The 13,221-nt window shown below is 47.0% G+C and carries 7 protein-coding genes; 4 read left to right on the top strand and 3 right to left on the bottom strand.

The genetic code is table 11. From position 1 onward, the window contains the following. Positions 1-22: 22 nt before the first annotated feature. The 3 genes from H6570_07080 (at position 23) to H6570_07090 (ending at position 7,696) form a co-directional block, all read left to right on the top strand. Complete coding sequence (locus H6570_07080; protein ID MCB9319027.1) at positions 23-4,360, top strand: T9SS type A sorting domain-containing protein; 4,338 nt, start codon at positions 23-25, stop codon at positions 4,358-4,360. Between the two features lie 145 nt (positions 4,361-4,505). Continuing rightward, positions 4,506-5,954, top strand: a complete 1,449-nt coding sequence (locus H6570_07085; protein ID MCB9319028.1) for a M48 family metalloprotease — start codon at positions 4,506-4,508, stop codon at positions 5,952-5,954. Positions 5,955-5,998: 44 nt separating this feature from the next. Beyond that, complete coding sequence (locus H6570_07090; protein MCB9319029.1) at positions 5,999-7,696, top strand: amino acid permease; 1,698 nt, start codon at positions 5,999-6,001, stop codon at positions 7,694-7,696. Positions 7,697-7,799: 103 nt separating this feature from the next. On the opposite strand, the gene H6570_07095 is transcribed toward H6570_07090, so the two are convergent. From H6570_07095 to H6570_07105, 3 genes are all read right to left on the bottom strand, one after another. Next, the gene (locus H6570_07095; GenBank protein ID MCB9319030.1) at positions 7,800-10,064 is read right to left on the bottom strand and encodes an alpha-galactosidase; all 2,265 of its coding nucleotides are present in this window, start codon (positions 10,062-10,064) and stop codon (positions 7,800-7,802) included. Next, positions 10,015-11,484 carry a Gfo/Idh/MocA family oxidoreductase gene (locus H6570_07100; protein MCB9319031.1) on the bottom strand — a complete coding sequence of 490 codons (1,470 nt, stop codon included), beginning with the start codon at positions 11,482-11,484 and terminating at the stop codon, positions 10,015-10,017. The genes H6570_07095 and H6570_07100 overlap by 50 nt, the downstream gene beginning before the upstream one ends. Before the next feature lie 153 nt (positions 11,485-11,637). Continuing rightward, a complete protein-coding gene (locus H6570_07105; protein MCB9319032.1) occupies positions 11,638-12,357 on the bottom strand; it encodes a hypothetical protein in 720 nt (239 codons plus the stop codon). A gap of 377 nt (positions 12,358-12,734) precedes the next feature. Between H6570_07105 and H6570_07110 the strand changes: the two genes are divergently transcribed. After that, complete coding sequence (locus H6570_07110; GenBank protein MCB9319033.1) at positions 12,735-13,028, top strand: hypothetical protein; 294 nt, start codon at positions 12,735-12,737, stop codon at positions 13,026-13,028. Positions 13,029-13,221: the final 193 nt, after the last annotated feature.

Raw genomic sequence — 13,221 nt, forward strand, 5'->3', positions numbered from 1 at the left:
ACGAACAACAAAAACAAAGATTATGAAGTATGTATACATACTGAGCCTTTGCATGCTCGGAATAATGGGCTATGCACAAGATACCATTCCTCGCTACCGCGATATTTTCATTCGCTCTGGAATGTTGACGGATACCACCATTTGTACCCAGGACGGCAAGCCTGACATCATTCTGTTTCAACCGCCAACCTATGCATTTCAGACCTCATTGTTGATTACAGATACCAATGATGTGGTTCAGGCGGTTAAGATTTCAAATACCTACAATTTTGAAGGAACCGGAGCCGGTATTAACCGGGTATACGGGATTATTTATATCGGGCTTCTGAATGTGAAGCCGGGTACCCCGTTGGATTCCATTGAGGTGAACTCGTACCTGATTGGTATCACCAATAATTATGTGACGGTCAATAAGGTGGTAGCTGTTGGAGGCACGGTCTCCGATGCTTATGGCCAAACCGATGTAACCCTTTGTCTTGGTGACGATTATCCCGACCAGGTTGTGGTCAGCAATCAGGGCGATAAGCAATATCAATACGCCTATCTGGTGACGGATGAGGATGGTAAGATCATCATGACCTCGCAGACGGATACCATTTCTTTTGAAAATGCAATGCCGGGCACCTGCCTGATCCATGGTATTTCCTTTACCGGAGCCTTTCAGGTGGATACCGGTACTTACCTGGCAGATCTTTCATTTGGCGACCGGTGCTTTGATCTGTCGTCCAATTACATTACGGTCAACCGGATTCCGTATTCCGATGTGGAACTACCTTCCGTTCAATCCGACACGTCTTCGTACCTGGTCTGCTCAGGCGACCTCCTGCCAGATACAGTTCATGTTTCCGCGTCTTCTGGTGGTTTTCCAAATGTGATGTTTGTCGTAACGGATACAAACGATGTCCTCCTGGATTACAACCCGGATGGAATATTCGATTTCGAGGGTGGAACACCAGGTGAGGCACGGATCCGGGCCGTCGGCTACTTTGGGTTATGGACCGGCGAGTTGGGGCAGGCACTGTCAACCGGTCAATGGGCTTCAGCTTGTTTCGGCGTATCGGAAGATCAGATTTTTGTCCATAAAGAAAATGTTGCCCCATCGGTCATTGCTTCAAATTTAGGTGAAGAACTTTCTTTCTGTGCCGGTGATGGTTCCCCGGATTGGATCCTTCTGTCGAACACATCCGGTATCACGGGAAGTTATGTCTATCTGGTTACGGATACCACGGGAGTCATCCATCAGATGATCGCCCAGGATTCATTTGACCTTGAATCTATTTTGGGTGGCGAGTCAGGCCGGATTTATGGCTTATCCTTTAGTGGCAACCTGCTGATTGTGCCGGATTCAACTTCGATTCAGGATGCCCTGGCAGATGGTTGCACAATACTCTCTGAAAATTATCTGACCATTAATCAGGTTGTTGTGGATGGAGGATCAATCAATGGATCCGGACAGCTTATTTGCCTGACTCCGGAAAACCAACAGCAATCCTGGATTGTCCAGACGACCAGCAGCAGTAATTCGGACTATTGGTTTGTTCTCACCGATACATCCCGGGTCATTGTAATGGCAAATACCACTGGCAATTTTACATTTAATGCCGACCTGGCCGGAAGCTACTTGATTTACGGGGTGGCTACCGCGAGTGCATTGACCTTTATGCCAGGGGACACTTTTGACCGCATGACCATTCCAGGCTGCTCCAGTGCTTCTTCCAATGAGCTTAACCTGAAAGTTTCTGCTTTTGATGCCGGTTCCATTACCAATACCGGAGGAGATGGCATCGTGCTTTGCACGGGCGATGATATCCCGGACACCGTTTCTGTCCAGGTAAACGGGCAGGGTGCAGGCGGTGAATACTCATTTATTGTTACTGCTACAAATAAAGTTATACAAGCTGTTTCCGATGATTTATTGATAGATTGGGATCAGATCCCAGGGGGAACAAGCCAAATCTGGGGTATCCATTACGATGGCGAATTACCATTCGCGATTGGTGATACATTGGTACAGGGTGCTTGCTATGCCTTAACGGCTTCACCTGTCAACATTCAAAAAGTACAGGTGGTATCCCTGAAGATTACTTCCGATGGGGGAGATTCACTGTATTTCTGTGCCAATGCCATTAACCTCGACAGCATTCATTTTACAACCACCGCACTTACCTCATTAAAAAAAGCGTGGTTCCTGGTGGACTCGGCACAGGTTATCATTCAGCTTACAGATCAGGATCGCTTTGACTTCGACACCAGTGGTAATGTCCAGTTGGCGGTATATGGAGCCACCTATACCGGTAATCTGGTGATTCAGGCAGGTGACACCTTGACGGAAAGCCCGGTAAGCGATGCCTGTTTTGCTCTTTCGAGCAATGCGATTCCAATATTTGCAGGAGACCCCGGCTTGGTTGACGGAGGTTCGATTGCTTCAGATTTGGGAGATACCATTAATGTTTGTGTAAGTGATGGGGTGGAAGACTTTGTAACCTTAAGTCATCAGTCCGGGGCTGCAAGCCTTTACTCTTATGTGATCACCGATGAAAATGGCAAAATTCTGGTGATTACCGGGGACAATCTGATCAACTTTGAAGGTGCAGGGGCAGGATCAGGATACATTTACGGTCTTTCCCATGCTAATCCTCTGCCAGGGTTGCTGGGAGAGAACATCCTGGAGCCGCTGGCCATTGGTTGTTATGATCTGTCTCAAAACAAATTGACCCTAAAACGTACCAGTGTGGAGCCATTCAGTATATCCGCCGAATCGGGAGATACCATCAAAACGTGTATCAGTCCGGACAGCAAGGATACGCTCGATATCACATTCACGTCTTCCGGGGCAGATAAAGCGCTGATCCTGGCTTCTCTGGATGGTATTGTACTTGATTATGTACTTGGGGACCGTCTGCCATTAGCCGATGTGTCGGTTTCATCTGCAATGATCTGGGGGCTTTCATACGGAGGTAACCTAAATATTCATATAGGAGACACCTTATCCCAAACATCCTTATCCGACCTATGTTATGCTCGTTCTGAAAACTTCCTGGTCCTAAATGGCACCTATGTGTCGGGGGACAGCATATTCGTTCCTTCACACCTCGATACCACGGATTATTGTGTAGGTAACGGGATCGTCGATTCATTGAGGCTTTTTACTACCAGCAAAGGTGATCATTATGTGTATGTATTGCTCAGGAATAATCAACGGATCGAACATGTGATTAAGGGCAGTTATTACAACCTTGACCCTCTGGAGTCAGGAACTTTGACGGTGCTCGGTTTGTCCTATGCAGGTGATCTGTTGATTGATGATGGGGATATCTGGTCGGACAGCCTTGAAATATCAACCGGCTGTTATTCGGTATCGCTAAACCAGCTGACCCTGAACCTGAATGAACTTCTTCCAGGTACACTTACATCCAACCGTTCGCAGGAAAGCTTTGCAGTTTGCATTGGCGACGGGAATCCGGATCTGGTCACCTTCTCCATAGTGGATGGTGAAAATGAGAAGGAAGCATACCTGATTACCGATGCACAGGATGAAGTCATCTTCGTTTCTACAGAACCGGTGATAGATCTGGATGTCCTGCCCCTGGGGTTCTATATGGTCTATGGCATAAGTTACAATGGAGAATTGTATAACCTGGTAGGTCAGCAGGCATTCCGTGTTCCATTGTCAGATGGTTGTTTTGCCTTGACGGACAATGGCATTGAAATCATAGCAGATATGCCTGAAGGCGGTATGGTGCGAGCACTGGGAGGTGACACAATGTATACGTTTTGTGTAAGCGACGGGGTTGCAGACCGGTTGTTTTTGAGCAACGAATCAAACTCACTGGCGCCTTATCAATTTGTCGTCACGGACACCGACAATGTAGTGCTGGAGCTACCTAATATTCCGGGCGTGGATTTTGAAGGCAGCGGTGCTGGAGTGGTTCGTATCTGGGGCATCTCCTACACCGGCGATCTTTTGCTCCGTTTGGGAGATACCATCACGTCGGTTATGGTCAGCGCTGACTGTTATTCCGTCTCCGATAATTACCTGACAATTGTGAAGCAGGCTGGTCCGGATTGTGGAAGTCCATTGATTGCCAATCCATCTCTTGGATTGCAATTAGCCCCCAACCCGGTGGTGAATCGCATTCGACTAACCATTGAAAGCCCTTCCGGGAGCAACTTTACCGGGAAGGTTGGCACACTGATTGTGTACAATACCATGCAAACGGAGATCTTCAGAAAGGTTTTACAATTGTCAACAGAGAACTTTTCTACCGATGTGGATGTTTCCAATTTGAAGTCTGGATTATATATATTACAGTTCAATATTGGAACTTATTCAAAAAGTGCTAAATTTATCAAGCAATAATACAGCTCAGAAGATCTAATTTCATTTTAGTCAGGTTTAGTATGAATGAATCCCCGGCAATTTGTCGGGGATTTTTTTTCTTATTTTAACATAAGTTTTGCAAGACTCCAGATCTTGTTTACGTCATTTTCTAAAAGGTATCGTCATGAATCGTCGTGGAATCACCTTCGTTGGTATTGTATTGTTGTTGATTACTTCCAATTGTTCGGTCAATCCGGTTACCGGCAAGAAAAATTTGCTGGTAATGGGAGAGCAACAAGAAATCGCTTTGGGTGCTGATGCAGACCCTCAGATCATAGCAACCTATGGGTTGTTCGAAGACCCTAAGCTCCAGGCATTTATAGATCAAAAAGGGCAGGAGATGGTTGCGGTAAGTCATCGGCCGAATTTGAAGTTTACCTTCCGGATCATGGATTCCCCAGTGATCAATGCTTTTGCAATACCCGGCGGATACGTCTATTTTACCCGTGGGATTTTGGCTCATTTTAATAATGAAGCAGAGTTTGCCGGAGTTCTGGGGCATGAAATCGGTCACGTTACGGCACGTCACTCAGCCATTCAACAGCGCAATGCTACCGTTGCGCAGGTTCTACTCATTGCCGGCATCGTACTGTCACCAACCATACGTGAGTTTGCCAACGAGGCCCAGGAGCTTACTTCATTATTGTTCCTGAAATTTAGCCGGGACAACGAAAGCCAGGCTGATCAGCTCGGCGTGGAATATTCGACAAAAATTGATTACGACAGCCATAAGATGGCCAATTTTTTCAAAACACTTAACAGGGTTCAGCAACAGTCCGGAGCCAGCGATATTCCGACATTTCTCTCAACACACCCGGATCCGCTGGATCGTTATCAGAAGGTTGAAGAAGCAACTACCAAGTGGCAGACCAAAGTCAACACACCGCCGTATCAGGTCGATCGGGATGACTACCTGCGGATGATCGATGGGCTCATTTATGGCGAAGATCCACGACAGGGATATGTCGAAAACAACATTTTCTACCATCCTGAACTCTTGTTTCAATTCCCTACACCTGCAAACTGGCAGGTAGCCAACATGCCCAGTCAGGTCCAGATGGTTCCCGAGGATGGAAAAGCACTAATGCTGTTTACCCTCTCCGGTGAAGCGACACTGGAACAAGCTGCCAGTGCTTCAGCGCAGCAATATCAGTTGACAACTGTTTCTTCCAAATCCACCACAGTGAACGGCTTACCGGCACTTGAAGTCACCTCAGAACAGGTCAATGAGCAGGATGCAACGCAAAATCTAACCATACTCTCATATTACATCAGCTATGACAGCAAGATCTACGTTTTTCACGGCGTGGCATTGAAAACCGATTTTGCGCCATATAACACCATTTTCCTGAATAGCATGCGCCAGTTTAAGAAGCTGACCGATCGCTCAAAAATCAATGTCAAGCCTGAAAAGATTTCGGTGCGTACCGTCTCGCGAACCAATACTTTACGCAATATTTTAACCCAATGGGGTGTGGAAGAAAAAAGACTTGAGGAAATTGCTATCTTAAACTCCATGCAACTGGATGAAGAGGTTGCATCCGGCACCTTGGTTAAAACGGTAGTGAAGTGATGAGGTGTTCCGGTTAAACCAGTTCACTTAACCAATCACCTCGTATGCAATTTTCATCGCTGTTCAGGAAGAAGCACCTGCAGACCCTGCAGGAACAAAGTCATGCCAGTACGATGCACAAGACCCTTACCGTATGGGATCTGGCGGCATTCGGAATCGCTGCGATCATTGGCGCGGGTATCTTTGCCACCATTGGTAATGCAGCTGCAAATGGGGGACCGGCCATCTCGTTACTATTTATTTTTACAGGAATAGCCTGCGGATTTTCTGCCCTTTGCTATGCTCAGTTTGCATCTGCGGTTCCTACCTCAGGAAGCGCCTATACCTATGCCTATGTCAGTTTTGGGGAGATCATAGCCTGGATTATCGGGTGGGACCTTTTACTCGAATACGCCATCGGTAATATTGCCGTTGCCATATCCTGGTCGGATTATTTCACCGGCTTTCTGCAAGGCTTCGGATGGCATATGCCAAGCTACCTTACGATGGACTTTCTGAGCGCCTGGAGGGGTTTCCAGGAAGTTTCAGCATCACTTGCTTCGGGACAATCACTCGAATCATTGTCTGACGGGCTTCAACAAGCATATCAGGCATGGGAAAATGCACCGGTAGTTGCAGGCATGCATATGATTTTTGATTTACCCGCATTAATCATTGTGGTTCTCATCACCTACCTGGTTTATATTGGAATCCGGGAGAGCCGGACAGCCAGCAACTTATTGGTGGGCCTTAAACTTATCGTGATCATAACCGTCATCCTCATCGGAGCCTTCTACATTAAACCATCCAACTGGAGCCCTTTCGCACCCAATGGATTCGGAGGGGTGATGAAAGGTGTGGCCGCGGTCTTTTTTGCCTACATTGGATTTGACGCCATTTCTACCACGACCGAGGAGTGCAAAAATCCGAAGCGGGACCTGCCAAGGGCCATCTTTGCAGCCCTGATCATTTGCACGGTATTATATATTCTGGTTGCGCTTACCCTGACAGGGATGGTGCCATTTACTGAATTAGCGGTAGGTGACCCGCTGGCTTATGTCTTCAAAAAGGTTGGTCTGGATTGGATAAGTGGCATTGTCGCCTTTTCGGCCCTGGTCGCAATGGCCAGCGTGTTGTTGGTTTTCCAGATGGGACAGCCACGGATCTGGATGAGTATGAGCCGGGACGGATTATTGCCTTCCCGTTTTTCCAGGATTCATCCGAAATTCAAAACGCCTTCTTTTGCAACCCTGATAACGGGTATTCTGGTTGCGGTTCCCGCCTTATTTATGAATTTGCAGGAAGTGACAGACCTGACCAGCATCGGGACTTTATTTGCCTTTGTGATTGTATGTGCCGGGGTATTACTCGTTCCACCACCTGAAGATGGATTCAGAGTTCCTTATTACAGTGGGAGATACATCCTTCCGGTTTTATTGTTAATCATCTTTTTTGCTATGCGGGGTGACGGACAGGGATGGCACGACTTCTGGAATCCTCAGGAAGGAAGCTTCTTCAGCTGGGAAATATTTAAACATAAGATCCCGTATCTGATATTTGCACTTATCGGCCTGGCAGTGACCGTTCTTACGATCTGGAAGCAATTGTCTATCATACCGGTACTTGGCTTGTTGAGCTGTTTGTACCTGATGTCAGAATTAGGTTATACCAACTGGTTGCGGTTCCTGATCTGGCTGGTCGTCGGATTGACGATTTATGGTTTCTACAGTTATCGTCATAGTAAATGGAATCCGGCGACATAATGGTTATCTCAGGACGTCTGATCATAAAATTATACGCACACGTTTATTTGGCTTTTTTCTGACCCGGTACGGCCGAAGTTGTCAGACTGAGCGAAACCGAAGACTATTCCGTGAAAAAGTAGGCTCGCCAACCATTTGCAGGTACCTCTACGGTCAGATCAACCTGGTAATCCCGGTCAAGTGTCAATGATCCTACCATTTGGGTATTGGAATAGCATTGTGTGGTGGTGGACAGGCCAGTATAATAAAGTGGAATCCGGATGGTCTTACGAACGGCATGGGGCAGGGGATTAAATACCATCAAAGCAGCTTTATCATGACTTGCCGGATTGACCATCAGCCAGTAATCGATATCCCTGTCGTCGGCGCGGCGCAGATGGAGCAGATCCCCTTCCAGCACTTCACGATGCTGCTTAAACCAGGAAACGGCATTTTTTACCATCGTGCGAGTCTCTTCGGTATCGTAAAGTCGCGGCCCGCGGTAACAAGCCTGTACGCCGGCTCCTAAATTGGAGATCATCATGTTTTGATAGTGATCCAGGTGTTCATGCAATGGTTCAATGGTAGCCTGGGCACCGCCACCCTGATATTCGGTGAGTGGTACAAACATCCAGCCCATAGTGGACAGCTTGGACCAGGTGCCATCATAAATATTTTGCCGGGTATGGATGACCTGCTGCTCACGGGGCAAGCTCCAGTTTACTTCACGGTATCCCATGCCACATTTATTGCCTCCGCTCATAAAGTAATAATCCGGAATGTTCAGATAAATGCCCTGACCGCGGCACCATTTATAGAATGATGAAATGGTTTGAAACTGGTTCCAGCGTGAGTCGGCGAAGCCCTGATGACCGGGATGGGTGGTGGACATGCAGGGATCACCAGGGTAGGAGCCATCGTGCTCCAGCAGGCTGAATCCAGACTGTGTATAAAACCGGTACAATTGGGTGAAATAATCGAGTCCCCATCGGCTTTCCAGGCAAGGGGAGTGACCAAAGACAGGCGTTTGCCCTTCCGGGAGGCGGACATCGTCTTCCGGGCTGATGCTTCGGCTGGCCAGCAGGGAATAACCACCAATCTCTAATCCTTTTGACCGGGCGTATTGTGCATACATTTGCATGCTGTCCAGGTAGACGGGACGCGTGTCTTCAATATTAAAACCGCTACCGAAGGACAGGATCACCATTTCGAAACCCACATCGGCACATTGATCAATGGCTGCTTTAACCCTGGTCCAATCCGCAAAGCGGACATGCATCATCAATGGGTTTTCAGTGGTCCACGGTGCGATGGTTCGATACATTCGGCGCTGTGCCAGCCCATTCCGCTCCCGGTCATAACCATCGTAGGCCAGCAGGTATGTACGATGTGATGTGAATGTATCAGCTGGCCATAATGACTGCTCAGGGCCAATCTCCGGGGACACACGCAGAAAACACTTGTTCTGCCGCAGATAATTGACCTGGGTGGAATACAATGAATCCGTGTCCCAGTGAACAACATGATGGTTTGCATCGTCATCCATCATTCCTCCAAAGGCAAAGTCTGTTTCAACATGCAGATTGGGATGCGGCGTTTCATAGGCGCGGTTATCCACCCTGGATCCATATTCAACCAGTGCCAGCATTTCACTGGTAAAATGATTAAGGGCCAGGTTTTCAGCATCCTTGTTAACTAAAGTGATCCACTTACAGATGACAGGTAGCCCGTCGTACATTTCGTAGTGTATGGTAAGCTCAAATTGTGGTATTGACTGGTCTGTAGGTACATAAACCATTTGAAGGTGGATTCCTGGTGGCGGCCACGATACATTGGCAGCATGATGGCGAACTTGTTTCCACGCCATACTTGGCTGTACCGGTCCGGAATCAATGGACCTTAGCTTGATCTTTTGCTGCCAGGGCTTCAGGTCTTTCAGCCATTGCTCGTCAAGATATGCATAGTTGGGCTGACCAGTCAGTCCGCCAGCCTGATATACCTCACCATTGATGGTCACAGCTGCTTCCGGATATATTCCCCGTAAGAGAGCGGTGTTCGAAGGAATTTGATCCAGAGCGATCGTAGCCACATCGGGTCCGAGGAGAAATGCGCGACGGATCAAACCATTGGACAGGACAATGGTCTGTACCATTGAGGTATCCTGACACAACACCGTCTTGTAGGGCGATGGATCAAGGAGCCAATCTGGATCAGTCGGCGAATAGGTTTTTTCGGCAGGTAATTGCTCAGCCAGCACTGGTCGCATTTGACCATAGCCGCCTGCTGTATTGCCAAAAATGATCAGCCAAATGATTAGCTGTGTGGAAAAAGCTCTGACTTTAGAAGTTGGGAGCCCATCCTTCCCGATACGTCCGGGTAACAAATTCATTAGCCGGTTCGTAGTTGGTGATGCGCATGCTTTTACCATCCCAGAGAAGTTTTTTACGTCCTTCGAACATCATCCGTCCATTATCTCCGGTTACACCAGCCTGATAGCTGCGAATTGCCAGGTTACCCATCAGAACGGTTTCGGTGAGAGGGCCGGAATAGTCAAACGAAGAAGTCAGTGCTTTGTGCTCCTTGCTGCCGAATCCGGCTTTAACGGCATCCGTCCAGGAGACCTGGTGACCGTATTCCGGCAATTTTTCATTTGGATTGTCAGTATGATAGTCCTCAGGCATTTTAATCTTTTCACCTGAATTTAGATAGATCTGGGGATCAAGTCCATAGACACCGCAGGTCATAATACCTTTTTCACCGATCATCATGACACCGTTCCCGTTACCTTTCTCACCAATATAATCATCGGCAGGGATCAGCTCCGGGTGGAAGGGACGAATTCCTCCATCAGACCAGACCATGGTCATTTCTGTGCTGTTCTTAGCAGTCGCCGGGAAAGTGATCTGAACATGTGAGGAGGGAGGACAGCCTTCAGGAATGTATTCCGGTACCCAGTCCTGGGTGAAAACCTGGCCGACACTGCATTCAACTTCGGTGGGATAGCCCAGTCCAAGCACCCGGAAGGGCGGGTCGATCAAGTGGCAACCCATATCCCCCAGCGCGCCGGTACCAAAGTTCCACCATCCGCGCCATTTGAAGGGATGGAACAGGGGATTGTAATCCACATATTGTGCCGGGCCAATAAACATATCCCAGTCCTGGGCTGATATTTGGGCAGGTCGTGTTGGTTTGTCCGTGGGGAAGGGGATGCCCTGTGGCCAGACAGGACGGTTGGTCCATACAAACACCTTGGATACTTTGCCAATCATACCTTTATCAAACCATTCCATCATTTGTACCTGTCCTGGATTGGAAGCTCCCTGGTTTCCCATCTGAGAGACGATCTTGTATTTACGTGCTGCTTCAGTCAGCATACGCGCTTCTTTGATATTGTGTGTCAGCGGCTTTTGAACGTAAACCGCCACGCCATGTTGCATGGCCGTTAAAGCTGCAATACCATGAACGTGGTCTGGGGTGGATATGGTAACCGCATCGATGTCCTTGCGCTCTTCAAACATCTTGCGGAAGTCATTGTACAATTTGGCATCGGGCCATTTTTCAATGGCATTCTTGCATTGATTGGTGTCAATATCGCAAAGGGCAACGACATTTTCCGCTCCATCATTAAAGGCATTACGGATGTCAGACCAGCCTTTTCCACCGGCACCAATTGCGGCGAGATTCAGCTTGTCACTCGGCGCTTTAAATCCTTTTCCTCCCAATACGTGACGGGGTACGATCATAAATCCGGCAGAAGCCAGGGACGACGCTTTGATGAAATCGCGGCGGTTAATGTGATTCTTTTGCATGGTGATGAAACTTAGGTTTTCAAATGGATCTAAAGTTATCCTTTGAAGCAATATTCACCAAATCCTGGTCCCTAATACATCATGCGAAATTATTTGGATTCGTAAAAAGTCCTGGTGTGGATGGCAGGTGCTAGTCCTGTTTTTTTAGGAGGATCAATTGGTTACCAGGGCATTGATACTATAACCCAGCTGGTTGCCTACCGAATTATTTTTGAGTTCAATTTTGAGTTCTTTATTCGAGTTCACGGTGAAGATTTGCTGATCCTGGTCCTGTTCCAGGATCCGTACCATGACAGGATTGCTATTCCAGTTGCTTCCGGTCCGCTCGTACACCGAAATAGTGCCTTTGGCCCTCCCGGATTTTCTACGCACAATAATCTTGGTTTTTGATTTACAGGATGGGAAGGTGTAAACGGTGCTTTTACCCTGGCCAAATAGATTGCCTTCGACCAGATGTCGCTCTTTCATCAGACTTACCCCAACTTCGTATATTTTGTAACTGAATCGCATATCCTGTTTGTCCGGATCGCGTGGCTGGCCGTAATTTGCAGGTTTGAAAATAACCATCTCTATTTTTTTACCTTGAGCGTCATTGACCATTTGAGATCTTTTGATCCCGTCTGCCACGGAATAGCCGTAGGAGACAACTGACTCATCATTTTTAGTTATTCCAAAATTCGTAAAAGCATTTCCTGAATATATTTCCCATTCAACCTTAACCCTTTCAGTGGTTGGATAAATCACCTTTTCGACACGATCTGAAATCGTTTCTGTCCCAATGATCATCGGTACAGGACAGGTTTGGGCTTTAATTAATTGAAAGGTTACCGGAATCAGGATCATAATTAAATAAAAACTATCCTTTGGTTTCATGTTGGAGCTTTCTTCCAAAATTCCTGAATAAAGACAGGTCCCGGTATCACCCGAAATGATGATTCTTAATGATTTTCGGATTAAAAAATTCAATAAGGATCAGTAAATTGGTATTCCCCCTAGCATAGCGTAATTAAGGACAAGTAATTCCATGCTGTGTCATCAAGGATGGTGGTAAAATGGAAAGGGATCACTCACGCTTCCAAATACATGAGCCACATAATACGATAGCGGAAAGCAAAGGGGAGTACATATCTATCTGTAGTAAGTATGATGATAATTTGATGCACATGGACTGTTGAAGGTCTTAATAAAAAGTATTTCCACTGAAATGATTTATTACTACAGATAATCCCTTAAAACAAATCTTCAACAATATGATAACTGTACATGACACCTTCGTTTGCAAGCCAGGTATGGCATCAAAGCTGGCCAAGAAACTGAAAGAAGGAACCGCTGGGATTCCGGAATTCGTACAAATACTGACGGATGCAACCGGCCAGTTTAACCGGGTGATAATGATCAGCGAATATGAAAGCCTTGCCGCTTATGAAAAAAGCTTCGAGAGATACCGGCACCAGTCCGACGAGATCAAGAAGATGACTGAAGCAATGGCTGGCTATCAGGAGATGTATCTGACCGGTACAAGGGAAATATTCCAGGTCTGGTAGATGAGCTGGCTACCTGCCGGGCTTGCTGATATTTTCGATTTTATTGGCAGACATTTTCATCAGCAAAATGTCTTGCTAACATATTTCCCAAACGGGACAACCCTATAATTGGAGGTGATGGGAATTACAACCAAAAAATTATCAATCGGCAGACCGGTGCAACCAGGTAGGTGTATGCCAATTGTAGTTTGAT

The organism is Lewinellaceae bacterium, assembly GCA_020636135.1.
Classification (GTDB): Bacteria; Bacteroidota; Bacteroidia; order Chitinophagales; family Saprospiraceae; genus JAGQXC01.